This is a genomic window from Saccharothrix sp. S26, assembly GCF_021390395.1.
Taxonomy (GTDB): domain Bacteria; phylum Actinomycetota; class Actinomycetes; order Mycobacteriales; family Pseudonocardiaceae; genus Actinosynnema.
This window is the reverse complement of sequence record NZ_JAJUWT010000007.1, coordinates 310,840-334,089: the sequence shown is the minus strand read 5'-3', so window position 1 is coordinate 334,089 and position 23,250 is coordinate 310,840. Positions and strand designations below refer to the sequence as shown.

Below are 23,250 nucleotides of genomic sequence, written 5' to 3'. Positions count from 1 at the left end.
CGGCTCCCCTACCTACTTCTTCTCCGGCAGCGGCGGGAACTCCGCGTTGTCCGGCATGGCCGGCGCGGTCCAACCGCGTTCCGCGGCGATCTTGGCCCCGCGCACCGTCTCCGGCGCGGCCGACGGGCCGTCCAGGTCCGCCTCCCGGCCCTCGAAGAACCCGGCCAGTTGCAGCTCGGCCTGGCGGAAGTCGGTCAGCGGCGCACCCCGCGTCGGGTGGGGCTTCTCCCCCACCTGCAAGGACTTCACCAGCTCCAGCGCGCCCTCGGGCGTCTGGTTGTCGAAGTACTCGTAGTTGACCTGCAACACCGGGCCGAGGTCGCAGGCCGCCAGGCACTCGGCGTGCTCCAGCGTGATCGAGCCCGGCGTGCCCGGCTCGCCCGCGGTCTCCTCGTGGCCCACGCCCAGGTGGTCCTTGAGCTTGGCGTAGATCGCGTCACCGCCGAGCGCGGCGCACAGCGTGTTCGTGCAGACGCTCACCAGGTGCTCACCGCACGGGCGGCGCTTGTACATGGTGTAGAACGTCGCGACCGCGCTGACCTCGGCGTTGGTCAGGTCGAGCTGGTCGGCGCAGAACGTGATGCCGGCCTGGCTGACGTACCCCTCGACCGACTGCACCAGGTGCAGCATCGGCAGCAGCGCCGACCGGGACTGCGGGTAGCGCGCGATGATCGCCCGCGCCTTGTCCACGATCGACTGGTCGAACACACCGGTGTCGGCGACGTTCTCCGTCACCAGCCGCCGAGTCTCGACGGGGTCGAGCGCGGAGGCCTCGTAGACCTCTTCGGAAGTGCTCATCGGTCACAACCACCCATCACCGGGTCGATAGAGGCCACCGACGCGATGACGTCGGCGACCATGCCGCCCTCGCACATCGCGGGCATCGACTGGAGGTTCACGAAGCTGGGTTCGCGCACGTGCACGCGCATCGGCCGGGTGCCGCCGTCGGAGACGATGTGGTAGCCCAGCTCGCCGCGCGGCGACTCGATCGGCACGTACACCTGGCCCGGCGGCACCGCGAAGCCCTCGGTCACCAGCTTGAAGTGGTGGATCAGGGACTCCATGGACTGGCCCATGATCTTGCGGACGTGCTCCAGCGAGTTGCCCATGCCGTCCGAGCCGATGGTCAGCTGCGCGGGCCACGCGATCTTGGCGTCCTCCACCATGACCGGGCCGGGCGTGAGGTTGTCCACCGCCTGCCGGACGATCCGCAGCGACTGGTGGATCTCCTCCAGCCGCAGCCGGTAGCGGGCGAACGAGTCGGCCTCGTTCGCCGTGGGCACGTCGAACTCGTAGTTCTCGTAACCGCTGTAGGGCTCGACCTTGCGCAGGTCCCACGGCAGGCCCGCGGACCGCAGGATCGGACCCGTGATGCCCAGCGCGAGGCACGCGTCCACCGGCAGGTAGCCGATGCCCGCGAGGCGGTTGCGCCAGATCGGCTGGCCGGTGAGCAGCTTGTCGTAGTCGGGCAGCCGGGAGTCCATCACCGCGATGAAGTCCTTGATCCGCTGCTCCGCGCCCTCGGGCAGGTCCTGCGCCAGGCCGCCGGGCCGGATGAACGCGTGGTTCATCCGCAGGCCGGTCAGGAACTCCAGCAGGTGCAGGACCTCTTCGCGCTCGCGGAAGCCCGCGGTCATGCCGGTCAGCGCGCCCAGCTCCATGCCGCCGGTGGCCAGCGCCACCAGGTGCGAGCTGATCCGGTTGAGCTCCATGAGCAGCACGCGGATCGTCTGCGCCCGCTGCGGCACGGTGACGCCGAGCAGCTTCTCGACCGCCATGCAGTACGCGGCCTCGTTGTGCAGCGGGGCCAGGTAGTCCATGCGCGTCACGAACGTGACGCCCTGGGTCCAGTTGCGGTACTCGAGGTTCTTCTCGATGCCGGTGTGCAGGTAGCCGATGACGCTGCGGGCCTGGGTGACCGTCTCGCCCTCCAGCTCCAGCACCAGGCGCAGCACGCCGTGCGTGGAGGGGTGCTGCGGGCCCAGGTTCATGACGATGCGCTCGTCACCCGCGGCCTCGGCCAGCACCTCGTCCCAGTCGCCGCCGGTCACCGTGTAGACGGTGCCCTCGGTCGTCTCGCGCGAACCCGCGTACGCGTCGGGGTTCGACGTGGTGCGGTTGGCCTCGTAGGAGTCGCTGTCCCGACCGGCGCCGTCGGTGGCGGTGCCGGTGGTCACGTCGGAAATACGCTCGGTCATGAGTAGGACCGCCTCTGGTCTGGCGGGGGGATCTCCGCGCCCTTGTACTCCACCGGGATGCCGCCGAGCGGGTAGTCCTTGCGCTGCGGGTGGCCGTCCCAGTCGTCCGGCATGAGGATCCGGGTGAGCCCCGGGTGGCCGTCGTAGACGATGCCGAACATGTCCCAGGCCTCGCGCTCCTGCCAGTCCGCGGTCGGGTAGACCGAGACCACGCTGGGGATGTGCGCGTCGTCCACGTCGACCGCGACCTCCAGCCGGATGCGCCGGCGGTAGGTCATCGACGTCAGGTGGTAGACCGAGTGCAGCCGCTGCGGCGCGTCGGCGCCGTAGTCCACACCGGACACCGAGCTGCACAGCTCGAAGCGCAGCGCCGGGTCGTCGCGCAGGATGCGGGCCACGTCGACCAGGTGCTCGCGGCGCAGGTAGAAGGTGATCTCGCCGCGGTCCACGGTGATCTGCTGGACCGTGTCGGCGGGCAGGCCGCGTTCCCGGAGGGCGCCCAGCAGCTCGTCGGCGACCTCGTCGAACCAGCCGCCGAAGGGCCGCTCGGACGGCGCGGCGACGTGGGCGGGCAGCCGCAGGCCGCCGAAACCGGAGGTGTCGCCGGTGCCGGAGATGCCGAACATGCCCTGCCGCGCCTTGCCCGCGACCACGCCGCCGTGCGCGAGGTGCTCCTCGTGCTCGGCCTCGCTCATGCTCGCCGAGCTGAGCGCCTCGCCGTTGCCGGGAGTGCCCGCGCCGGGGGCCTGCTCGACCTCTTTGCCGCTGTTCTGACCGGCGTTGGTCTCATCTGGCATTGCCGCTCACTTCTTCGCAAAGCGCTGGGAGGACGGGATCAGGTCCGTGGTGCGGCCCGACTCGGCCAGCGCCGCGGCCCGGGTCGCACCCAGCGGCTCGTCCATGATCTTCGCGTGGATCTTGAGGATCGCGTCGATCAGCATCTCCGGCCGCGGCGGGCAGCCCGGCAGGTACATGTCGACCGGCACGACGTGGTCCACGCCCTGCACGACCGCGTAGTTGTTGAACATGCCGCCGCTGGAGGCGCACACGCCCATGGCGAGCACCCAGCGCGGCTCCGGCATCTGGTCGTAGATCTGCCGCAGGACCGGCGCCATCTTGTTGGTCACCCGCCCCGCGACGATCATCAGGTCGGCCTGGCGCGGCGAGGCGCGGAAGACCTCCATGCCGAACCGCGCGAGGTCGTAGCGCGGGCCGCCGGTGGTCATCATCTCGATCGCGCAGCACGCCAGGCCGAAGGTGGCGGGCCACAGCGAGGACTTGCGGGTCCAGTTGACCAGCTTCTCCACGCTGGCGAGCAGGATGCCGTTCGGGAGCTTCTCTTCGAGACCCACTTCGATCTTCCCCCTCAGTTCCAGTCGAGGCCGCCGCGACGCCACACGTAGGCGTACGCGAAGCCGACCGTCGCGACGAACAGTGCGATCTCCACCAGGCCGAACAGGCCGAGCCGGTCCGCGGAGACCGCGAACGGGTAGAGGAACACCATTTCGATGTCGAACAGGATGAACAGCATCGCCGTGAGGTAGTAGGCGACCGGCATGCGACCGCCGCCCACCACGGGTTGCGGTGACGGCTCGATGCCGCACTCGTAGGCGTCGAGCTTCGCGCGGTTGTAGCGGCGCGGGCCGATGTACGGCGCGGCCGTCACCGAGAACAGCGCGAAGGCCCCGGCGAGGACGAACATCAATACGAGGGGGAGGTAAGGGTCCAGCACTCTCCGTCGTCCTTTCCTCGCGTCACGGTGGTGGTGCACCGCTGACCGTTGCGCACCCTAAAGGGTGTTCTTGCGGCCTCCGGAGGTTAGGCGGGCCTAACAATCCGCAGGTCGCTTGTGAAACACTTCACAAGCCATCCCAGCCGGTTGTGAAGTGATTCACAAGACCTGAGGGCCAGTGTAGAACGTCACACACAGGCGTGACGAGCCCCCCTGCCATAGGCGCTGACCTGCACTTTTTCGGTGCAGATCAACAGTTGGGCGAGCCATCCGTGAACGGGACCACACCGAAAACGAAACAGCACCGTCCCGAAGGACGGTGCTGCGTCGGTTAGCGGAGTGCCGTTACGCCGTTGGGGCGAGTTTCGTCGCGGCGGTGATGATGCGGTCGAACGAGTCGCCGTCCTTCGGGTCGTAAAGGCCCGCGAGGAGCTTCAGGACCAGCCTCATCAGCGTCTTGCGCGGCAGCCCGTACTTCGTCGCCGTGCGCATCACAGTGGGGTTGCCGATGAGCTTGCTGAAGATGTTGCCGAGCCGGTAGTAGCTGCCCAGGGCCTGCTCGATGCGCACCGGGTAGCCGTGCAGCGCGCGCTCTCGGCTCGCGCCCTGACGCGCCAGCGCCTGCACCACGGTCTCGGCCGCGATCCGGGCCGACTCCATCGCGTAGCCGATGCCCTCGCCGTTGAACGGGTTGACCATGCCGCCCGCGTCACCGACGAGCAGCAGGCCGTCGCGGTAGTGCGGCTTGCGGTTCAGCCCCATCGGCAGGGCCGCGCCGCCGATCTTGCCGGTGGCGTTCTCCTCGCGGAAACCCCACTCCTCCGGGGTGCCGTCCAGCCAGCTCTTGAGCAACGCGCGGTAGTCCGTGGTGCCGTAGGCCTTCGAGGTGCTCAGGATGCCCAGGCCGACGTTCACCGTGCCGTCGCCCATGCCGAAGATCCAGCCGTAGCCGGGCAGCAGCACGTCGTTGGCGCGGTCCCACAGCTCCAGGTGCGACTCCAGGTAGTCGTCCTTCGTGCGGGGGCTGGCGTAGTAGCGGCGGACCGCCACGCCCATCGGCTTGGCGTCGTCCTTCTGGATGCCGACGCTGAGGGCCAGGCGGGCGCTCACCCCGTCGCAGGCCAGCACGATCGGGGCGCGGTAGGTGACCGGCTCCTTGCCCGGGCCCTGCTTGGCCTGCACGCCCACCACGCGGCCGCGCTCGACCAGCGCGCCCGTGACCGTGGTCTGCTGGTGCATCCGCGCGCCCGCGGCGACCGCGGTGTTCGCCAGCATCTCGTCGAAGTCCTGCCTCGGGCGCACCAGGCCGTAAGGCGGGAACGTGGCCAGCTCGGGCCAGTCCAGCTCCAGCGTGACGCCGCCGCCGACCACGCGCAGGCCGCGGTTGTGCAGCCAGCCCGCTTCCTCGCGGGTGTCGATGCCGAGGTCGATGAGCTGCTTGACCCCGCGCGGGGTCAGGCCGTCGCCGCACACCTTCTCGCGGGGGAAGGTGCTCTTCTCCAGCAGCACCACGTCCAGGCCCGCGCGTGCCAGGTAGGTGGCCGCGGTGGAGCCCGCGGGCCCCGCACCGACCACGATCACCTCGGCGTCCTCGCCTGCCTTGCGGCGGCTGGGAGTCGTCATCCCCGCTCCTTGTGCCCGTGTTCACAAAGTCCAGCGCGAGTCTACTTGCGGGTCGCTGAGGGCTTTGCGGGCTCGGCGCGCCGCGCGGGCGGCCCGTTAGGCGGGCGGTGCGGGCTTCGTGCCGCGGTGCAGCGCCACCATGCCGCCGGTGAGGTTCATCCAGGCGACGTCCTCCCAGCCGGCGCGGGCCACGATCTCGCCGAGCGCGCGCTGGTCGGGCCACGTGCGCATGGACTCGGCGAGGTAGGAGTACGCCTCCGGGTTGGAGGACACGAACCGGGCGATGAGCGGCAGGAGGCGCAGCAGGTAGCGCATGTAGACGAAGCGGAAAGGGCGGAAGGTGGGCGTGGAGACCTCGCACACCACGAGCCGCCCGCCGGGCTTGACCACGCGGGCCATCTCGCGCAGGGCGGCCTCGGTGTCGTTGAAGTTGCGCAGGCCGAAGGACACCGTGACGGCGTCGAACGAGTCGTCGGCGAACGGCAGGCGCAGGGCGTCGGCGGCGACCTTCGGCACCGGTCGGTGGGCGCCGCCCAGGAGCATCCCCAACGAGAAGTCGGCCGCCACGCACCACGCGCCCGACGCGGCGTACTCGACCGTGGACACCGCCGTGCCGGCGGCGAGGTCGAGCACCTTCTCGCCGGGCCTGGCGTCCAGCACCCGCCTGCTCCACTCGCGCCAGCGCCGGTCGAACCCGAGCGTCATGACCGAGTTCGTCCGGTCGTAGCCCCTGGCCACGCCGTCGAACATCTCGGCGACCTCGCGGGGGTTCTTGTCCAGACCTGCACGCGCCATGCCGGAAGCCTAAGTGACGCCCCCACCCCCCGCGCGCGAGTCCTACGCTCAGAACGCGAGTGTCCTACGTTCAGAACGCGTGAGTCCTACGTTCAGAACGCGAGAGTCCTACGTTCAGAACCCCCGAGTTGAACGCTCAGGACCGACCGGCGTGTTCTGAGCGTTGAATTCGGGTGTTCTGAACGTAGGACACTCGCGACGCGAACGTAGGACTCGCGCGGGGTCAGGTGGCGCGCAGGGCGGTCAGCATGCCCGTGACGGCGGCTTGCCACGGGTACTGCTCGGCGCGGGCCCTGGCCGCGGAACGGCGGGTCGGCTCCGGGTGGTCCAGCAGGGCCGTCACGGCACCCGCGAACGCCGGGGCGTGGTCGGGCACGGCGGCACCGCAGCCCGGCTGGACGATCTCGCGCAACGCGGACGAGGCGGAGACGACGACCGGGGTGCCGGAGGCCAACGCCTCGAGAGCGGCCAGGCCGAACGTCTCGTGCGGGCCGGGGGCGAGCGAGACGTCGGCCGAGGCGAGGAGGTCGGCGACGGCCGAACGCCGGTCGACGAAGCCCAGGAACGTCACCGGCAGCCCGGCGGCACGGCGTTCCAGCGCCTCGCGGCGCGGCCCGTCACCGGCGATCACCAGCCGCACGTCGTGCCCCGCCGCGTGCAGCTCGGCCGCCGTGTCGACGCTGCGCTCCACGTGCTTCTCCGGCGACAACCGCCCGCAGTGCACGAGCAGCGCGTCCGCGCCCCGCGCGAGGTCCGCCTTCAACGACCGGTCGTGCCGGGTCGGGGTGAACGTCCGCAGGTCGACGCCCAGCGGCACGCGCGCCACGTTGCGCGCGCCGATCCGGTCGAACTCCTCCCGCGCGAACTCCGTCGTGCACACCACCGTGTCGTAGGACGCCGCCATCCGCGCGTTCGCCCAGTCCGCCCCCTGCCGGGCCAGCGGCGGGGGCAGCAGGAACTGCTCCAGCAGCCGGTCCAGCCGCTCGTGCGAGATCACCACGCTGGGCACGCCGCGCTCCGCCGCCCACCGGCCCATCCCGCGCAACGTGAGCCGGTCCGACACCTCCAGCCGGTCCGGCGACAGGTGGTCCAGCAGCGCCCGCACGCGCCACGGGTCCACCGCCCGGTACCCGCCCGCGCCGGGGATGCGCGGCGCGGGCAGCGTGATCCGCCGCACGCCCGGCGACAACCGCTCGTCGGCGTGCGCCGGACCGGGCACGACCAGCGTGACCTGGTGGCCGTTGGCCGCGTAACCGCTGCCGAGGTGGTGCAACGCCGTGCGCAACCCACCCGAGCGCGGACCGTAGAAGTTGGCCAACTGGACGATCCTCATGCCGCGCGGCGCTCCGGCAGGTCCAGCACGGCCGCGTAGTGGCCGAGCAGCTCGTCGCACACCGCCGACCACGTCCGCCCGCGCACCCAGCGCCGGGCCGCCTGCCCGAACTGGCGGCGGCGCAACGGGTCGCCCAGCTCGACCACGGCCCGCCGCAGCTGCTCGTCGTCGGAGAACAGGTACCCGGTGTTCGGCCGCACGAGGTCGCGCGGCCCGCCCGCGTCCGGCGCGACCACCGGCACGCCGCTGGCCAACGCCTCCTGCACGGCCTGGCAGAACGTCTCGTGCGGGCCGGTGTGCACGAACACGTCCAGGCTCGCGTAGGCCGCGGCCAGGTCCGCGCCGCTGCGGAACCCGAGGAACGCCGCGCCGGGCAGGTCCCGCCGCAACCGCGCCTCCTCCGGTCCCTCGCCGACCACCACCAGCCGCACGCCCGGCAGGTCCGCGAGCGCCGCGAGCCGGTCCACCCGCTTCTCCGGCGACAAGCGGCCGACGTAGCCGACCAGCAGTTCACCGCCCGGCGCGAGCGAGGCGCGCAACGCGTCGTCCCGCCGGGAGGGGTGGAACAGCTCGACGTCCACCCCGCGTGCCCACCGGTGCACGCGCGGCACGCCGTGCTCCCGCAGCGCCTCCACGGCCCACGTCGACGGCGCGAGCGTGCGGTCGGCCTGGGCGTGCAGCCGACGCGTCCACCGCCACGCGGCGCGGGCGGTGAGGCCGAGGCCGTAGTGGCCCGCGAACCCGGCGATGTCGGTCTGGTAGACCGCGACCGTCGGGACGCCGAGCTTGCGTGCCGCGGACAGGCCGCGCGCACCCATCACGAACGGGCTCGCCAGGTGCACGACGTCCGGCCGGAAGTCGGCCAGCGCGGTCAGCACCTTGCGCGTGGGCACCCCGACGGGCAGCGAGCTGAACCTCGGCAGGTCCACCGACGGCACCCGCACGACGGGCGTGCCGCGATGGTGGTCTTCACCCGCGCCCGGCGCGACGACCAGCGCCCGGTGACCGTGCGCCCGCAGGTGGTCCAGCACCCGCAGCACGGAGTTGGTCACCCCGTTGACCTGGGGGAGGAAGCTCTCGGTGACGATCGCTACGCGCACGCCGATCACCCTGCGGTGCGAAGGACACGGCGGCGTGACACCTCGGCGAACGCCCGCCGAACTCCTCGCGTCGCGGTTGACGTTGGCCCCGGGTTCACCTGGAGTACGCGACTCGGTCACTCCGTGCGGTGACACTAGGTCGGCATGACCGTCTTGTCGTCCCGACCCGCGCAGCCCGTCGATCCCGGCCTGGTGTCGATCGCGCTGGAGGTAGCGGGCCGCCTCGCCAACGACGCGTCCGACGTGATCATGGCGACCGCGGGGCGCGGCGCGCGGCCCGACGACGACGCCTCGCCGTTCGACTGGGTGACCGACACCGACCGGACGTTGGAGCGGCACACGCGGCGCGTGCTGACGGCCGAGTTCCCGCGCATCCCGGTGTTCTGCGAGGACACCGACCCGGACGTGGCCAGCGACGCGGAGTTCCGCTGGGTGGTGGACCCTGTCGACGGGACCGCGAACTACGTCGCCGGCGTGCCGTGGTGCGCGTACAGCCTGGCGTTGGTCGACCGGTGGGGTCCGGTCGTGGGCGTGGTCGCGGACCCGTACCGGGCCCAGATCTACGCCGCCGCGCGGGGGCGCGGCATGAGGGCGAACGGGACGCCGGTGCGGCTGGGTGACCAGGCGGTCAGCTCGATCGTGTGCACGGAGATGACGCGGACGGGCCCGTGGCCGGGCATGGGCGAGTTCATCTCGCGGGCCGCGGTGGCGGGCACGGGCGTGCGCGTCCTGGGGTCGAAGGCCCTGGCCGTCGCCCAAGTGGCCCTGGGCCACGCCGCGGCCGCCGTGCTGGACAGCTACCACGAGTGGGACGTGGCCGGCGCGGTCGCCCTGGCCGTCGAGTCGGGCGCGGCGGTGCTGGACCGCCGGGGCGAGGACACCGCCCTGCCGGTGGACGGCCTGCTCGTCGCCATGCCGGAGGTCGCGGAGGAAGTCCTGTCCTGGTGGCAGGCGTCAACGGCTCGTTAGGCCGTTTGGCGGATCGCTCCTGCTGTGTATGCTCGGTCACGCCAGGCCCAGTAGGGTCTGGAAGTGAACCCGGTTCACCGTCCGGACGGTCGTTTGCCGGGTTTCGCGCTGTTCAGGGTCATCGGAGCCGGTGAACGCCCTCGATCAGCCCCGCCACCCGACGCCTCCACTCGCCACCTGCGCCGTAGCACCACGCGATCGCGTCGCTGGCCCACAACATGGGATCCTCGTGCGGGCGGAAGTGCTCGTGGTCGAGGGCGAAGACCTTGCGCCTCACCAACGCCAGCGTGTGGCGGTCGTCGGCGCCACGATCTCACCTCGCCGAGAGTCGCCCTCCTTCTTGAAGTGCAACCGGCGTTGTCCCGGCTTCACCTTGGCTCGCAAGGCGGTCCGCGCGGGATCGAGTTCCCGGGGCTGGGCATCACCACCGCGACCAGCTAGGTCGAGCCGCTGCATTCGGTCTAAACGTTGCCCAGGTGGGGCAGTTGTTGTTCCAGGACTTCCAGGTCCGTGCGGACCGCGTCGAGGGACGTCTGGTTCAGCAGGCGCAGGGCGGCTCGGCCCACCTCGTCCTCGAACGAGGTGAAGTCGCGGACCGCGGCGTTCAGGCGTTCGGTCACCGGGTGGTTCTGGTCGGCGTCCAGGGCGCGGCCCAGGTCGGAGAGGCGGCGGACGTCCGGCAGTTCGGCGGCGAAGCGGGCGGCGATGCGGGCCAGCCAGTCGCGGGCCGGGGACGGGGGGACGGTGGCCACGGCCGCGTGCACCCGGCGCACGGCCAGCTCGCAGCGGCCCGTCATCGCCGACCAGCGGTCGTGCTGCGGAGGTGGCGGCGGCACGGCCAGCGGCAGTGGGGGCGGTGGTGGGGGTGCCAGTGCCGGGCGTCGGCGGCGGACCGCGCCGACGAGCAGGCCCACCAGGGTGCCGGGCACGCCGCCCATGACCACGCCCACAATGCCGGACGCGATCAGGCTCACCGCCACGTTCACCTCGCCGTCCGGCGAGGACGGCAACGAGATGCCGAACATGATCAGAGCCGTCATCAGCGCCGTGCCGATGAGCAGTCCCCACAGCGCCGCTCGTGCCATGGGCCCCAATATGCCAGGTCAGGCGTCGTAATCCACGGTAACGGCCGAGCTGACGGCCACCGACTGGCACGTCAGCACGAAGCCCGCCTCCACCTCGGCCGGCTCCAGCGCGTAGTTCCGCCGCATCTCCACCTCGCCGGAGGTGACCAGCGCGCGGCACGTGCCGCACACGCCGCCCTTGCACGCGAACGGCAGGTCGGCGCGCACCCGCTGGGCCGCGTCGAGGATCGGCACGTCCGCCGGCAGCGGCACCTGCGTGGTCCGGCCGTCCAGGATCACGGTCGCCGTGGCGGCCGCGGCCGAGGACGGTTCGGCGCGGCGCGGCGGGGGCGGCGGCTCGTCCACGTAGAACAGCTCGTGGTGCACGCTGGACGAGGACACGCCCAGCGAGGCCAGCACGTCCTCCGCGTCACGCACCATCCCGTACGGCCCGCACAGCCACCACTGGTCCACGTCCGCCCACGGCACGACGGTGGAGAACAACGCCCGCAGCTTCGCCGCGTCCAGCCGCCCGGTGAACAGCTCGACGTCGCGCGGCTCCCGCGACAGGACGTGCACGAGCTGGAACCGCGCCGGGTAGCGGTCCTTCAAGTCCGCCAGCTCGTCGGCGAACATCACCGTGTCCGCACGCCGGTTGCCGTACAGCATGGTCACCGCGGCGCCCTCGGCCAGCACCGACGCGGCGATCGACAACGCGGGCGTGATGCCCGACCCGGCGACCACCAGGCCGTGGTGCGACCCGCCGGACGGGGTGAAGCCGCCCTGCGGCGGCAGCACCTCCAGCACGTCGCCGCGTTGCAGCCGGTCCACCATCAGGCTGGAGAACAGCCCGCCGTCCACCCGCCGCACGCCGATCCGCAGCGGACCGCCGGCGGGCGCGCAGATCGAGTACGACCGCCGCTCGTCGCCGTTGCGCACGGTCAGGTGCTGCCCCGGCGCGAACGCGAACTCCCCGGCCAGCGACGGCGGCACCTCGAACGTCACCGCGACGGCGTCGGAGCACAGCCGCTCGACCGACGCGACGGTCAGCTTGTGGAACACCGGCCGCGCCATCAGATCTCCTTCACTTGCTCGAACGGCTCGGCGCAGTCCGCGCACCGGCGCAGCGCCTTGCACGCCGTCGACCCGAAGCGCGACACCTCCGCGGTGCGCGGCGACCCGCACCGCGGGCACGGCACCCGCCGCGACGGCGGCGTCAGGTTCAGCGGCACGGGGCCGACCGCGCGCGGCCCCAGCCGGGACGGCGGCGCGATGCCCGCCTCCCGCAGCTTGCGCAACCCGTCCTCGCTGATCCAGTCGGTGGTCCACGCGGGCGACAGCGACAGCCGCACGTCGACCTCCGCGTACCCGGCCGCCAGCAGCGACCGCCGCAGGTCGGCGGCCATCTCGTCCAGCGCCGGGCAGCCCGAGTAGGTGGGCGTGATCGTCACCGACACCCGCCCGCCGGACTCGGTCACGTCGCGCAGCACGCCGAGGTCGGCCAGCGTGAGCACCGGCAGCTCCGGGTCACGGACCCGCGCGGCGACTTCCAGCGCCGTGCTCACCACTTCGCCCCCGGCAACGACCGGTGCAGGTGCTGCATCTCGGCCAGCAGGTAGCCGAACGCCTCGGTGTGCACGCCGTCGCGCCCGGCCAGCCCGTTGACCCGCGCCGCGGGCACGTCCGCGGGCCGGGTCAGCCCGGCCGCCGCCAGCACCTCGTCCAGCACACCGTCCACTTCGGACCGCAGCTCGGCGGGGTCGACCGCGACGCCGGCCAACCGCAGCTCCACGGCGTGCGGCGTGAACAGCTCCGCCAGGAACGGCCACACGCGCTCCAGCCCGGCCCGCACGCGCCGGTGCGACTCCTCGGTGCCGTCACCGAGCCGCACGACCCACTGGGCCGCGTGGTCGCGGTGGTAGGCCAGCTCCTTCAGGCCCTTCGCGGCCACGGCCGCCAGCACCGGGTCGGCACTGGCCCGCAGCCGCGAGTACTGCGCGAGCTTCCACGACGAGAACACCAGCAGCCGGGCCATCGTCGTGCCGAAGTCACCGCCCGCGAAGGGCCCGCACTCGATCTCGGCCAGGTGCACGTTGCGGAAGTCGCGCTCGTCGCGCAGGTAGGCCAGCGCGTCCTCGTCGCGGCCCGCGCCCTCGACCTCGCCCGCCCTGGTCAGCAGCATCCTGGCCTGGCCGAGCAGGTCGAGCGCGATGTTGGCCAGCGCCACGTCCTCCTCCAGCTCGGGCGCGCGGGAGCACCACTCGGCCAGCCGCTGCGACAGCACCAGCGCGTCGTCGCCGAGCATCAGGCAGTACGCGGCCAGGTCGGCGCGGTCGACGTCGGGCACCTCGCGGTCGACGCCGGCCAACGGCTCGGCGAACCCGGTGCCGAACGCCCAGTGCGCGTCCTCGTGGCCGTCGATCAGGGATTCGTAGGCGTTGTCGAAGCTCATAGGTGCGGCACGTCCTCGGGGATCTCGTAGAACGTGGGGTGGCGGTAGACCTTGTCGCCGCTGGGCTCGAAGAACGGGTCCTTCTCGTCCGGCGACGACGCCGTGATCGCCGCCGCAGGCACCACCCAGATCGACACGCCCTCGTTGCGCCGGGTGTAGACGTCACGCGCGTTGCGGACGGCCATCTCGGCGTCCGGGGCGTGCAGCGACCCGACGTGCACGTGGTTCAACCCGCGCTTGCCGCGCACGAACACTTCCCACAGCGGCCACGACGAGCTCATGCCACACCCTCCCGCACCGCGTGCTTGGCGGCGTGCGCGGCCGCCGCCGCGCGCACCCATTCGCCGTCCTCGTGCGCCTTGCGCCGGTGCGCGATCCGCTGCGCGTTGGTCGGCCCGTTGCCGCCGACGACCTGCCAGAACTCGTCCCAGTCCGGCTGGCCGAAGTCGTGGTGCCCGCGCTCGGGGTTCCACCTCAGCTCCGGGTCGGGCAGCGTCACGCCCAGCTTCCGCGCCTGCGGCACGGTCATGTCCACGAACTTCTGCCGCAGCTCGTCGTTGGTGTTGCGCTTGATGCGCCACTTCATCGACTGCTCGGTGTTGGACGACTCGGCGTCGGGCGGGCCGAACATCATCAGCGACGGCCACCACCAGCGGTTCACCGACTCCTGCACCATCGCGCGCTGGGCGTCGGTGCCGGACATCATCGTCATCAGCAGCTCGTAGCCCTGCCGCTGGTGGAAGGACTCCTCCTTGCAGATGCGGATCATGGCCCGCGCGTACGGCCCGTAGGACGTGCGGCACAGCGGCACCTGGTTGCAGATCGCCGCGCCGTCCACGAGCCAGCCGATCACGCCCACGTCGGCGTAGGACAGCGTCGGGTAGTTGAAGATCGAGGAGTACTTCTGCCTGCCCGAGATGAGCTTCTCGGTCAGCTCGCCCCGGTCCGCGCCCAGCGTCTCGGTCGCGGCGTACAGGTACAGCCCGTGCCCGGCCTCGTCCTGGACCTTGGCCAGCAGGATGGCCTTGCGGCGCAGCGACGGCGCGCGGCTGATCCAGTTGCCCTCGGGCTGCATGCCGATGATCTCGGAGTGCGCGTGCTGCGCGATCTGCCGGATCAGCGTCTTGCGGTAGCCGTCGGGCATCCAGTCGCGCGGTTCGACGCGCTGTTCGGCCGCGACGGTGCGCTCGAACTGTGCCTCCAGGTCCATGGAGGCGATGTTACACCTGGAGGCCGATTTACGGCATAACTGTCACAAGCCGCGGTGCCCGCCTGGTCGGCGCCTGCCGTTGCGGGCGCACCACCAGGCCAGGGGCGCGAGCACCGCCCACACCGCGAGCAGGAACGTGCCGACCGGCAGCAGCGCGAGCACGGCCGTCCGGCCGGCCACCCGGACCACCTCGGGGTCGGACGTGTCGTACTCGATGCGCACCAACTGGCCCGGCTCCAGCCCGTCCGGGTACAGCAGGCCCTGCGACGGGCTGTGCACCGCGCCGTCGGGCGTGGCGAAGCGCACCACGGTCCGCTGGAACGACACCGAGACCACCTCGGCGGTCGCCTTGCCCAGCCGCTTCTCGATCATCAGGTCGTCGCGCCAGCACGCCGCGACCAGGATCACCCCGATCAACGTGACCACCGCGCCCAGCACCACCAACGACCGGCTGACCAGGAGCCAAGCTTTGGGGCGGGCACCCGTCCGCACTGCGTCGTCCACCACAACGGAGCAGTCTAGGGCGGCCTCCGCGCCAGATCTCAGCGAAGAGTCCATACCCTCGACGCCGTGACCTCAGCTCCTGCCTCGCGGACCCGACAACGGCTGCGCGTGCACACCAGGCGCGTCGCGGGCGACAACCTGCTGGGCAGGCTGCCCGCGCCGACCGGTGCGCTGAGTTGGGTGCGCGACGGAACGGGCCTGGTCGGGTGGGGCGAGGCGGCCCGGTTCGAGGTGTCGGGGCCGGACCGGTTCGCCGCCGCCGACCGCTGGTGGCGCGAGTTCACCGACGACCTCGACGTCGACGACGAGCTCGGCGTGCCCGGCACGGGACCGGTGGCGTTCGTCAGCATGGCGTTCTCCGACCGGCCCGGCCACTCGGTGCTCGTCGTGCCGGAGGTCGTCATGGGCCGCCGCAACGGGTACGGCTGGCTGACCACCATCGGCGACAGCGGCAAGCGGCGGGTCGAGCCGGTGCGCAAGCCGTCGGAGGTGCGCTACAGCGACGGGCAGGTCTCCGTGACCGGCTACCGGGAGGCCGTGCGCGCGGCGGTGGAGCGGATGCGCGCCGGCGAGCTGGACAAGGTCGTGCTGGCGCACGACCTGCTGGCGGTCGCCGACATCGGCATCGACCACCGGTTCGTGCTGGAGGGCCTGGCCCGCCGCTACCCCGAGTGCTGGGTCTACGCCGTGGACGGCCTGATCGGCGCCACGCCCGAACTGCTGTTGCGGCGCAGCGGGTCCGTGGTCGACTCACGGGTCCTGGCCGGCACGACGTGGCCGCACGACGGCATGTCCGACGACGAGCTGGCCGACGCGCTGATGTCGTCGGGCAAGAACCGCGACGAGCACGAGTACGCCGTGGCGTCGCTGGTGCAGACCCTGCGGCCGTTCTGCGACACGATGTCGGTGGAAGGTCCGTCGGTGCTGCGGCTGCCGAACGTCTCGCACCTGTCCAGCGACGTCATCGGCACGCTCAGCGGCTCGCCGTCGCTGCTCGCGCTGGGCGAGGCGCTGCACCCCACGGCGGCCGTCGGCGGCACGCCCCGCGCGGACGCCATCGCCGTGATCGAGGAGCTGGAGGGCATGGACCGGGGCCGCTACTCCGGCCCGGTCGGCTGGATCGACGGCAACGGCGACGGCGAGCTGGGCATCGCGTTGCGCTGCGCGCAGGTCGACGGCCGCACGGCACGGCTGTTCGCGGGCTGCGGCCTGGTCGCCGAGTCCGACCCGGACTCCGAGGTCCACGAGGCGCACGCCAAGATGCTGCCCTTCCGGGAAGCCCTCGAAGGCATGTGACGCACCTCACCGGGACGGCCGAGGGCACCGCGGCCAACCGGTACGTGACCACAGCACTGGACAAACCACCCGACCTGCGCGGGCCGGACGTCACGGCCGCGTTCGCCGACCTGTTCGACGCGCACGCGCGGCAGATGCGCGGTTACCTGGCCGGCCGGGTCGGCGACGCGGCGGCCGACGACCTGGTCGCCGAGACGTTCCTGGTGGCGTTGAAGCGACGCCACAGCTACGACCCCGAGCGCGCGCCCGTGAAGGGCTGGCTCTACGGGATCGCCACCAACCTCGTGCGCGAGCACCTGCGCCGGGAGGCGCGCGGCCGGCGTGCCGGGCTGCGCGCGGTCGGCCGCCCCGAACCCGACCACGGCGGCGCGGTCGCCGACCGGGTCGACGCCCAGCGCCACACCGGACTGCTCGCCCGCGCCCTGGCGGACCTGCGCGACCCCGACCGCGACGCGCTGCTGCTCACGTCGTGGGCCGGGCTCACCCCGGCCGAGGTCGCCGCGGCGCTCGGCGAGAACGACAGCACCGTCCGCTCCCGGTTGCACCGGGTCCGCACCAGGCTCCAAGCCCTGCTCACCGAGGAGGACCGCGATGCGTGAACTCGACGACGCGCTCGACCAGCTCCACCACGACGTCCGCACCGCCGACGTGCCGCTGGACGCCGTGCGCGCCCGCGTCCTGGCCGCCGCGGCCGACTCCACCGGCCGCAAGCGCCGCGGCGGCACCTGGTGGCTCGCACCGGTCGCCGTCGCGGCCGCGGTGGCCCTGATCACCGGCGTGGTCACGACGGGCAACAGGAACGCCCCCGCGGCCGGCACGTCCCCCGACGCGCCGGTGAACGTCGAGCCGCTGTCCGCGCGGGAGTACCTGACGAAGGCGGCCGACGCGATCACCGCCGTCGACCAGCCGTTGGCACCCGGCCAGTACCGCTTCGTCGCGGTGCACGGGTGGTACTCGCACAGCGTGGTGACGGGCGACCCCGTCGGAGCGCCGGAGCAGCCCGGCGGCTACACGTACCTGGTCGAGTCCCGCTCCGGGACGTGGATCCCCCAGGACGTGACCGAGGAGTGGGCGACCCAGCGCATGTCGCCGGGGGGCGTGAAGTGGCTCGGCGGCACGGTGCCGCAGTCCGAGGCGCCGGTGCCGGAGCCCGACGCGTCCGGCGAGCGCCGCGGCCGGTGCGGGCTCTTCTTCCCCGAGTCCCAGCCGAAGAAGGTCTGCGCCGACCTGGAGGACCGGGACGACCCCGAGTTCTACACCCGGCTGCCCCGTGACCCGCAGGCGCTGCTCCAGTGGCTGCGGGAGTCCACGACCCAGGGCGGCGGCGAGCCGGCCGCGGTGTTCCACTGGGCCTTGCAGCTGCTGAGCACCGGCCTGGTCCCCGCCGACCTGCGCGCCTCGCTCTACCGGGCGCTCGCGCTGCTCGACGGCGTCACGGTCGCCGACGGCGCGGCCGACCTCGACGGCCGGGTCGGCGTCGCGGTCACCGTCGAGGACGTGCACGAGCGGCGCGAGCTGGTCGTGGACCCGGCCACCGGCGACTTCATCGGCGAGCGCACCGTCACCGGACCACAGCCGCACAAGTCCTACCTCGCACCGGGCACCGTGACGGGCTACAGCTCGATCACCACGAAGGTCGTCGACGGGATCGGCCGGACCGGCTGACCCGCGGAAGGGCCGCCCCACCACGAGGGCGGCCCTTCCCCCGGCTCAGTGCTGGTGACCCGCGAGCAGCTCGCGCGTCTCCTGGATCTTCTTGAACGACTTCGGCTCGGTCACGGCCGCGGCCCGCGCCGCGAACCCGGTCGCACCCGGCGCCACGGCCGGCTTGCCGGGCGTGAACAGCCAGGTCCGGAACAGCTCGTCGAGCTGCTTGCCGGACAGCCGCTCGGCGAACGCGATGAACTCGTCAGTCGTGGCGTTGCCGTTGCGCTTGGCCGCCGGCCACTCGCGCAGCAGCCGGAAGAACGCCTCGTCGCCGATCTCGGCGCGCAACGCGTGCACGGTCAGCGCGCCCCGGTCGTACACCGCGCCGTGGAACTGGTTCGCCGCGCCCGGGTCACCGGGCAGGACCTGCCAGAACGGGCTGTCGGCCGGGTAGGAGGCGTAGACGAAGTCCGAGTTCTCCTGCACCGTGCCCTCGCCGACGTGCTCCGACCACAGCCACTCGGCGTAGCTGGCGAAGCCCTCGTTCAGCCAGATGTCCTTCCAGCCCTTCACCGACACCGAGTCGCCGAACCACTGGTGCCCGACCTCGTGCGCCACCACGTAGGTGTTCGAGCCGCGGCGGAAGAACGCGGCGTCGTAGGTGGAACGGGTCTGGTTCTCCAGCGCGAAGCCGATGCCCGGCGTCGCCACGCCGCCCTGCGCCTCGAACGGGTAGGGCCCGAACTGCGACTCCAGGAACTCCGTCACCTCGGGCGTGCGCTCGATGCTGGCCACGGCCGCGCCGTAGTCCGCGCCGAGCCGCTCGGAGTAGGCGTTGAGCACCGGCTGGCCGTTCGGCGCGGTCGACTGGCGGATCTCGAACTGGCCGATCGCGATGAACGCCAGGTACGTGGCCATGGGCTCCACGTGCCGGTAGCGCCACCGGGTCCAGCCGTTGATCTGCTGGGTCGTGCCGCCGAACGTGCCGTTGGAGATCACCTCGACGCCGGTCGGCACGGCCACCGAGATGTCGAACTTCGCCTTGTCGGTCGGGTGGTTGTTGCTCGGGAACCACCACGGCGCGATGTCGGGCTGGTCGATCGCCAGCGCGCCGTCCGGCGTCCGCTTCCACGACGTGTAGCCGTCCACCGCGTAGGAGGAGGGCACGTCGGAGTACGTCACGACGACCGTGACGTTCGAGCCCTCGCGCAGCGTGCCGCGCGGGTCGACCACGAGTTCGCCACCGGACTGCGAGAACGCGGCGACCTTGTTGTCGACCCGGACGGAACTGACCTTCAACAGGAAGTCGAGGTTGAACCGGCTCAAGTCCTGGGTGGGTTTGGCCAGGATCGTCGTGGTGCCGGAAAGCGTGTCGCTCGCCGGTTGGTAGTTGAGCCTGATGTCGTAATGGGAAACGTCGTACCCGCCGTTGCCGGCATTCGGGTAGTAGGGGTCGCCGATGCCCGGTGCTCCCGGCTGGGCCGCCGTCGCCGTGCCGGCGAGGAGGAGCAGGGACGCCGCGGTGGCGGTACCGAGGGTCAGCTTCGCTCTCAGGGACATGCGGCGAAGCTAGTCGCGGCCCCCGGCGGGCTGTACCCCCGACGGTAGGATTTCGACTATTGGAATGCCGTTGACACTGCGGCCTTCAACCGCATGTGCAGATCGCGCAATTCGTGTCGGCGCGACCGGATTTCCACCACCCGGATTCCGCTGGGTCGGTCGAGCGCGCGTCTCAGCTCCTCCGGCGTCCTGGCTTCGGTGTGCGGCACGTGGTGCGCCGCGCACAGCGACGCCAAGTCGACGCCGTGGGGCGTGCCGAAGACGCGTTCGAAGGTCCGCTCGTGCTCCTTCGCTCCCTGCTCCAGCAGCGCGAAGATGCCGCCGCCGTCGTCGTTGAGCACCACCACGGTCAGGTCGGGCCGCGGCTCGCCGGGCCCGATCAGCAGGCCGTTGGCGTCGTGCAGGAACGTCAGGTCGCCGATCAGGGCGTAGGTCGGGCCGCGGGTCAGCGCGATGCCCGCCGCGGTGGACACGCTGCCGTCGATGCCCGCCACGCCCCGGTTGGCGTAGGTGCGGACGTCCCGGCGCGGCTGGGCGACCAGGTCGACGTCGCGGACGGGGTTGGACGAGCCGAGGAACAGGTTCGCGCCCGACGGCAGGGCGGCGACCAGGTCGCGCGCCACGTGCAGGCCGGTCGGCCACGCCTGCCCGGCCAGCAGGTCGTCCACCACGTCGGCGACCGCCTTGTCCGCGTGCTGCCACGCGGTCAGCCAGTCGTCGTCCACCTCGTGCTCGCCCAGCACCAGGTCGGTGGACGTGTGCGTGGCGGTGAACTGCGGGTCGGGCCAGTCCGGCTCGTCGGACAGCACGTGCACGACCGGGGTCCGCGCGATGAGCTTGAGCACGCCCCGCGACAGCGTGGCGCGGCCGACGACGACCACGGCCTGCGGTTGGAGGCGGTCGGGCAGCCCGCCCGCGTTGAGCAGCAGCGCGCCGTGGCGCAGGCCGTGCCCGGTCGGTTCGGCGATCACCGGCCAGCCGGCGCGTTCGGCCAGGTCGGACAGGTCTTGCTCGGTGTCGCCGACGATCACCAGGGTGCGCGGGCCGAGGTGGTCGGCGGCGTGCGTCGAGGTGGTCGTGCGGCGGGCCGTGCGGGTCCACGGCACGTCGAACGGTCGGCCGTCCAGGCTCTCCGGCCAGTCGTCGTCGCCGTCGGGCACCAAGGGCTCGCGGAACGGCACGTTGACGTGCACCGGGCCCCGCTCGCGCGCGGTGGCCACGGCGCGGCACACCAACGAGCGCCACAGTCCGTTCTGGTTCGCACGGCGTTCGGCGATGGGGAACTGGAGGGTGTCGATGCCGAAGATGCGCTGCTGGTCCACGGTCTGGCTCGCGCCCGTGCGGTACAGCTCGACCGGGCGGTCGGCGGTCAGCGCGATGACCGGGACGCCCGCGTGCCCGGCCTCCAGCACCGCGGGGTGCAGGTTCGCCACGGCGGTGCCGGAGGTGCAGGTCACGGCGGTGACGTCGCCGCTGCCCCGGGCCAGGCCGAGGGCGAGGAAGCCCGCGGTGCGCTCGTCCACGCGCACGTGCAGGGTGAGGCGTCCGGCCGCCGCGGCCTCGTGCAGGGCGAACGACAGCGGCGCGTTGCGCGATCCGGGGCTCAGCACGACGTGCCGGACGTCGTTGCGGATCAGCTCGTCGACGAGCACCCTGGCCTGCGCGGTGGACGGGTTCACCCGGACATTGTCGCTCAGCGCGCGACCAGGTGATTCCCCGCGCTGAGCCGGACCGCGCCGCCTCCCGGCCCGCGCGCGGGCATATTGTCCCTGCCGTGGCAGATCAGGACGTTTCCGAGCTGTTCGACCCCGCCCGCTGGAAGCCGGTCGAGGGGTTCGACTTCACCGACATCACCTACCACCGCGCGGTCGACCAGGGCACGGTGCGCATCGCTTTCAACCGGCCCGAGGTGCGCAACGCGTTCCGGCCGCACACCGTGGACGAGCTGTACCGCGCGCTGGACCACGCGCGGATGAGCTCGGACGTCGGGTGCGTGCTGCTCACCGGCAACGGGCCGTCCCCGCGTGACGGCGGCTGGGCGTTCTGCTCGGGCGGCGACCAGCGCATCCGCGGCCGCAGCGGCTACCAGTACGCGTCGGGCGAGACGGCCGAGACGATCGACCCGGCCCGCGCGGGCAGGTTGCACATCCTGGAGTGCCAGCGCCTGATCCGGTTCATGCCGAAGGTCGTGATCGCGGTCGTCCCGGGTTGGGCGGCGGGCGGCGGGCACAGCCTGCACGTGGTGTGCGACCTCACGTTGGCCAGCGCCGAGCACGCCCGGTTCAAGCAGACCGACGCCGACGTCGGCAGCTTCGACGGCGGCTACGGCTCGGCGTACCTGGCCCGGCAGGTCGGCCAGAAGTTCGCCCGCGAGATCTTCTTCCTCGGCCGCGCCTACACCGCCGAGGACATGCACCGGATGGGCGCGGTGAACGCGGTCGTGCCGCACGCGGAGCTGGAGTCCACCGCGCTGGAGTGGGCCAAGGAGATCAACGGCAAGTCGCCGACCGCGCAGCGGATGCTGAAGTACGCGTTCAACCTGATCGACGACGGCCTGGTCGGGCAGCAGATCTTCGCGGGCGAGACCACGCGCCTGGCGTACATGACCGACGAGGCCGTGGAGGGTCGCGACGCCTTCCTGGAGAAGCGCCCGCCGGACTGGTCCGACTACCCCTACCACTACTGATGATCACCTTCGAGCAGATGCGCGCCGCCCTGACCGGGGGCGGCCCGGTGGTGGCCCAGGACGGCGACCGCGCGCCGTTGCGCGGCTGGGAGACCTCGGCCGTGCTCGCGGTCTCCACGTCGGGGTCCACGGGCGAGCCGAAGACGGTGCTGCTGGGCGCGGACGCGCTCACCACGTCCGCCGAGCTGACCCACGCCCGCCTCGGCGGGCCGGGCAAGTGGCTGCTCGCCCTGCCGACCTCGCACATCGCGGGCATCCAGGTGCTGGTGCGGTCGGTCGTGGCGGGCGTCGAGCCGGGCGTGATGGACCTGGCCCCCGGTTTCCGCGCCGCCGACTTCGCCGTCGCGGCCCGGCCCGTGCTGGCCGAGCCGGGCAGGCACTACACCGCGCTGGTGCCCACGCAGCTCGCCCGCCTGGTCGCCACCGAGGGGCCGGGGCTGGCCGCCGTACGGCAGTTCGACGCCGTGCTGATCGGCGGCGCGGCCACGCCGCCCTCCCTGCTGGAGCGGTCACGGCGGCTCGGGGTGCGGGTGGTGACCACCTACGGCATGAGCGAGACGGCCGGCGGCTGCGTCTACGACGGGCTGCCGCTCGACGGCGTGCGCGTGCGCCTGGCCGAGGGCCGGATCGAGCTCGGCGGCCCCGTGCTCGCGCTGGGCTACCAGGGCGGCGAGCCGTTCGGCGAGTGGTTCCGCACCGGTGACCTCGGGCGGATCCGCGCAGACGGCACGTTGGAGGTGCTGGGCCGGGCCGACGACGTGATCATCAGCGGCGGCGAGAACATCGCGCCCACGCGGGTCGAGCGCGTGCTCGCGGCCCAGCCCGGGGTGCGGGAGGCGTGCGTGGTGGGGCTGGCCGACCCGGAGTGGGGTCAAGTGGTGGCGGCGGCCGTCGTGCCCGAAGATCCGGGTGACCCGCCCGACGCGGACGAGCTGTGCGCGGCGGTCGGCGACGTGGTGGGCCGGTTCGCCATGCCGAAGCGGGTCGTGTTCGTGTCGGAACTGCCGTTGCGCGGGCCGGGCAAGGTGGATCGGAAGGCGGTCGCTAGCTCGTTTGGGTGAGTTTCTGTCTTATTAGCAAG

Annotated in this window: 25 protein-coding genes; 6 read left to right on the top strand and 19 right to left on the bottom strand. The window is 72.2% G+C overall.

Going from position 1 to position 23,250, the window contains the following annotated elements; all coding sequences use genetic code 11:
• Positions 1-12: 12 nt before the first annotated feature.
• From nuoE to LZG04_RS14045, 9 genes are all read right to left on the bottom strand, one after another.
• A complete protein-coding gene (nuoE, locus tag LZG04_RS14085; RefSeq protein ID WP_233816894.1) occupies positions 13-798 on the bottom strand; it encodes an NADH-quinone oxidoreductase subunit NuoE in 786 nt (261 codons plus the stop codon).
• Entirely contained in the window at positions 795-2,198 is a 1,404-nt protein-coding gene (locus tag LZG04_RS14080; protein ID WP_233816892.1) for an NADH-quinone oxidoreductase subunit D, read from the bottom strand. The genes nuoE and LZG04_RS14080 overlap by 4 nt, the downstream gene beginning before the upstream one ends.
• Positions 2,195-2,893: an NADH-quinone oxidoreductase subunit C gene (locus LZG04_RS14075; protein ID WP_233816953.1), complete on the bottom strand. Its 699-nt coding sequence runs from the start codon at positions 2,891-2,893 to the stop codon at positions 2,195-2,197. The genes LZG04_RS14080 and LZG04_RS14075 overlap by 4 nt, the downstream gene beginning before the upstream one ends.
• A 108-nt stretch (positions 2,894-3,001) precedes the next feature.
• Entirely contained in the window at positions 3,002-3,550 is a 549-nt protein-coding gene (locus LZG04_RS14070; protein ID WP_106616888.1) for an NADH-quinone oxidoreductase subunit B family protein, read from the bottom strand.
• A gap of 14 nt (positions 3,551-3,564) precedes the next feature.
• A complete protein-coding gene (locus LZG04_RS14065) occupies positions 3,565-3,930 on the bottom strand; it encodes an NADH-quinone oxidoreductase subunit A (protein WP_053715312.1) in 366 nt (121 codons plus the stop codon).
• 345 nt (positions 3,931-4,275) lie between these two features.
• Complete coding sequence (locus LZG04_RS14060; protein ID WP_233816890.1) at positions 4,276-5,553, bottom strand: geranylgeranyl reductase family protein; 1,278 nt, start codon at positions 5,551-5,553, stop codon at positions 4,276-4,278.
• A 96-nt stretch (positions 5,554-5,649) separates the two neighbouring features.
• Complete coding sequence (locus LZG04_RS14055) at positions 5,650-6,348, bottom strand: demethylmenaquinone methyltransferase (RefSeq protein WP_233816888.1); 699 nt, start codon at positions 6,346-6,348, stop codon at positions 5,650-5,652.
• A gap of 223 nt (positions 6,349-6,571) precedes the next feature.
• The gene (locus tag LZG04_RS14050; protein ID WP_233816886.1) at positions 6,572-7,681 is read right to left on the bottom strand and encodes a glycosyltransferase; all 1,110 of its coding nucleotides are present in this window, start codon (positions 7,679-7,681) and stop codon (positions 6,572-6,574) included.
• Positions 7,678-8,781: a glycosyltransferase family 1 protein gene (locus LZG04_RS14045; protein WP_233816884.1), complete on the bottom strand. Its 1,104-nt coding sequence runs from the start codon at positions 8,779-8,781 to the stop codon at positions 7,678-7,680. The genes LZG04_RS14050 and LZG04_RS14045 overlap by 4 nt, the downstream gene beginning before the upstream one ends.
• Before the next feature lie 144 nt (positions 8,782-8,925).
• Here LZG04_RS14045 and LZG04_RS14040 point away from each other — a divergent pair, with 144 nt between their 5' ends.
• A complete protein-coding gene (locus tag LZG04_RS14040; RefSeq protein ID WP_233816882.1) occupies positions 8,926-9,750 on the top strand; it encodes an inositol monophosphatase in 825 nt (274 codons plus the stop codon).
• A gap of 118 nt (positions 9,751-9,868) precedes the next feature.
• Here the strand turns inward: LZG04_RS14040 and LZG04_RS14035 are convergent, their stop codons facing one another.
• The 8 genes from LZG04_RS14035 to LZG04_RS14000 all read right to left on the bottom strand — a co-directional run bounded on the left by LZG04_RS14035 (position 9,869) and on the right by LZG04_RS14000 (position 14,983).
• Positions 9,869-10,027 carry a hypothetical protein gene (locus LZG04_RS14035; protein WP_233816880.1) on the bottom strand — a complete coding sequence of 53 codons (159 nt, stop codon included), beginning with the start codon at positions 10,025-10,027 and terminating at the stop codon, positions 9,869-9,871.
• A gap of 184 nt (positions 10,028-10,211) precedes the next feature.
• Entirely contained in the window at positions 10,212-10,835 is a 624-nt protein-coding gene (locus LZG04_RS14030; protein WP_233816878.1) for a hypothetical protein, read from the bottom strand.
• A gap of 18 nt (positions 10,836-10,853) precedes the next feature.
• Complete coding sequence (paaE, locus tag LZG04_RS14025; protein WP_233816876.1) at positions 10,854-11,888, bottom strand: 1,2-phenylacetyl-CoA epoxidase subunit PaaE; 1,035 nt, start codon at positions 11,886-11,888, stop codon at positions 10,854-10,856.
• The gene (gene paaD, locus LZG04_RS14020; protein ID WP_233816874.1) at positions 11,888-12,379 is read right to left on the bottom strand and encodes a 1,2-phenylacetyl-CoA epoxidase subunit PaaD; all 492 of its coding nucleotides are present in this window, start codon (positions 12,377-12,379) and stop codon (positions 11,888-11,890) included. Before paaD ends, paaE begins: the two co-directional genes overlap by 1 nt.
• Entirely contained in the window at positions 12,376-13,266 is an 891-nt protein-coding gene (gene paaC / locus LZG04_RS14015) for a 1,2-phenylacetyl-CoA epoxidase subunit PaaC (RefSeq protein ID WP_233816871.1), read from the bottom strand. Before paaC ends, paaD begins: the two co-directional genes overlap by 4 nt.
• Positions 13,263-13,547 (bottom strand): 1,2-phenylacetyl-CoA epoxidase subunit PaaB, encoded by a 285-nt coding sequence (paaB, locus tag LZG04_RS14010; RefSeq protein ID WP_106616896.1) that lies wholly within the window; start codon positions 13,545-13,547, stop codon positions 13,263-13,265. Before paaB ends, paaC begins: the two co-directional genes overlap by 4 nt.
• Positions 13,544-14,476 carry a 1,2-phenylacetyl-CoA epoxidase subunit PaaA gene (gene paaA, locus LZG04_RS14005; RefSeq protein WP_233816869.1) on the bottom strand — a complete coding sequence of 311 codons (933 nt, stop codon included), beginning with the start codon at positions 14,474-14,476 and terminating at the stop codon, positions 13,544-13,546. The genes paaB and paaA overlap by 4 nt, the downstream gene beginning before the upstream one ends.
• A 42-nt stretch (positions 14,477-14,518) precedes the next feature.
• Positions 14,519-14,983 carry a DUF3592 domain-containing protein gene (locus tag LZG04_RS14000; protein ID WP_233816867.1) on the bottom strand — a complete coding sequence of 155 codons (465 nt, stop codon included), beginning with the start codon at positions 14,981-14,983 and terminating at the stop codon, positions 14,519-14,521.
• A gap of 63 nt (positions 14,984-15,046) precedes the next feature.
• On the opposite strand from LZG04_RS14000, the gene LZG04_RS13995 reads away from it, so the two are divergent.
• Genes LZG04_RS13995 through LZG04_RS13985 form a run of 3 tightly spaced genes read left to right on the top strand, consistent with a single transcriptional unit; the run spans position 15,047 to position 17,941 of the window.
• Positions 15,047-16,276: an isochorismate synthase MenF gene (locus tag LZG04_RS13995; protein ID WP_233816865.1), complete on the top strand. Its 1,230-nt coding sequence runs from the start codon at positions 15,047-15,049 to the stop codon at positions 16,274-16,276.
• Entirely contained in the window at positions 16,273-16,875 is a 603-nt protein-coding gene (locus LZG04_RS13990) for an RNA polymerase sigma factor (RefSeq protein WP_233816863.1), read from the top strand. Before LZG04_RS13995 ends, LZG04_RS13990 begins: the two co-directional genes overlap by 4 nt.
• A complete protein-coding gene (locus tag LZG04_RS13985) occupies positions 16,868-17,941 on the top strand; it encodes a CU044_5270 family protein (protein ID WP_233816861.1) in 1,074 nt (357 codons plus the stop codon). The genes LZG04_RS13990 and LZG04_RS13985 overlap by 8 nt, the downstream gene beginning before the upstream one ends.
• A gap of 45 nt (positions 17,942-17,986) precedes the next feature.
• Here LZG04_RS13985 and LZG04_RS13980 read toward each other — a convergent pair whose 3' ends face one another.
• Together LZG04_RS13980 and menD are read right to left on the bottom strand one after the other, a co-directional pair.
• The gene (locus LZG04_RS13980; RefSeq protein ID WP_233816858.1) at positions 17,987-19,483 is read right to left on the bottom strand and encodes a M1 family metallopeptidase; all 1,497 of its coding nucleotides are present in this window, start codon (positions 19,481-19,483) and stop codon (positions 17,987-17,989) included.
• A 56-nt stretch (positions 19,484-19,539) separates the two neighbouring features.
• Positions 19,540-21,162 carry a 2-succinyl-5-enolpyruvyl-6-hydroxy-3-cyclohexene-1-carboxylic-acid synthase gene (menD, locus tag LZG04_RS13975; protein ID WP_233816856.1) on the bottom strand — a complete coding sequence of 541 codons (1,623 nt, stop codon included), beginning with the start codon at positions 21,160-21,162 and terminating at the stop codon, positions 19,540-19,542.
• Between the two features lie 95 nt (positions 21,163-21,257).
• On the opposite strand from menD, the gene LZG04_RS13970 reads away from it, so the two are divergent.
• Positions 21,258-22,169: a 1,4-dihydroxy-2-naphthoyl-CoA synthase gene (locus tag LZG04_RS13970; protein WP_233816854.1), complete on the top strand. Its 912-nt coding sequence runs from the start codon at positions 21,258-21,260 to the stop codon at positions 22,167-22,169.
• Complete coding sequence (gene menE / locus LZG04_RS13965) at positions 22,169-23,230, top strand: o-succinylbenzoate--CoA ligase (protein WP_233816851.1); 1,062 nt, start codon at positions 22,169-22,171, stop codon at positions 23,228-23,230. The genes LZG04_RS13970 and menE overlap by 1 nt, the downstream gene beginning before the upstream one ends.
• The last annotated feature ends 20 nt before the right edge of the window (positions 23,231-23,250 follow it).

Coding starts and splice junctions, on each gene's coding strand:
- nuoE (WP_233816894.1), bottom strand. CDS start 798: ATGAGCACTTCCGAAGAGGTCTACGAGGCCTCCGCGCTCGACCCCGTC.
- LZG04_RS14080 (WP_233816892.1), bottom strand. CDS start 2,198: ATGACCGAGCGTATTTCCGACGTGACCACCGGCACCGCCACCGACGGC.
- LZG04_RS14075 (WP_233816953.1), bottom strand. CDS start 2,893: ATGAGCGAGGCCGAGCACGAGGAGCACCTCGCGCACGGCGGCGTGGTC.
- LZG04_RS14060 (WP_233816890.1), bottom strand. CDS start 5,553: ATGACGACTCCCAGCCGCCGCAAGGCAGGCGAGGACGCCGAGGTGATC.
- LZG04_RS14055 (WP_233816888.1), bottom strand. CDS start 6,348: ATGGCGCGTGCAGGTCTGGACAAGAACCCCCGCGAGGTCGCCGAGATG.
- LZG04_RS14050 (WP_233816886.1), bottom strand. CDS start 7,681: ATGAGGATCGTCCAGTTGGCCAACTTCTACGGTCCGCGCTCGGGTGGG.
- LZG04_RS14040 (WP_233816882.1), top strand. CDS start 8,926: ATGACCGTCTTGTCGTCCCGACCCGCGCAGCCCGTCGATCCCGGCCTG.
- LZG04_RS14030 (WP_233816878.1), bottom strand. CDS start 10,835: ATGGCACGAGCGGCGCTGTGGGGACTGCTCATCGGCACGGCGCTGATG.
- paaE (WP_233816876.1), bottom strand. CDS start 11,888: ATGGCGCGGCCGGTGTTCCACAAGCTGACCGTCGCGTCGGTCGAGCGG.
- paaC (WP_233816871.1), bottom strand. CDS start 13,266: ATGAGCTTCGACAACGCCTACGAATCCCTGATCGACGGCCACGAGGAC.
- paaB (WP_106616896.1), bottom strand. CDS start 13,547: ATGAGCTCGTCGTGGCCGCTGTGGGAAGTGTTCGTGCGCGGCAAGCGC.
- paaA (WP_233816869.1), bottom strand. CDS start 14,476: ATGGACCTGGAGGCACAGTTCGAGCGCACCGTCGCGGCCGAACAGCGC.
- LZG04_RS13985 (WP_233816861.1), top strand. CDS start 16,868: ATGCGTGAACTCGACGACGCGCTCGACCAGCTCCACCACGACGTCCGC.
- LZG04_RS13980 (WP_233816858.1), bottom strand. CDS start 19,483: ATGTCCCTGAGAGCGAAGCTGACCCTCGGTACCGCCACCGCGGCGTCC.
- menE (WP_233816851.1), top strand. CDS start 22,169: ATGATCACCTTCGAGCAGATGCGCGCCGCCCTGACCGGGGGCGGCCCG.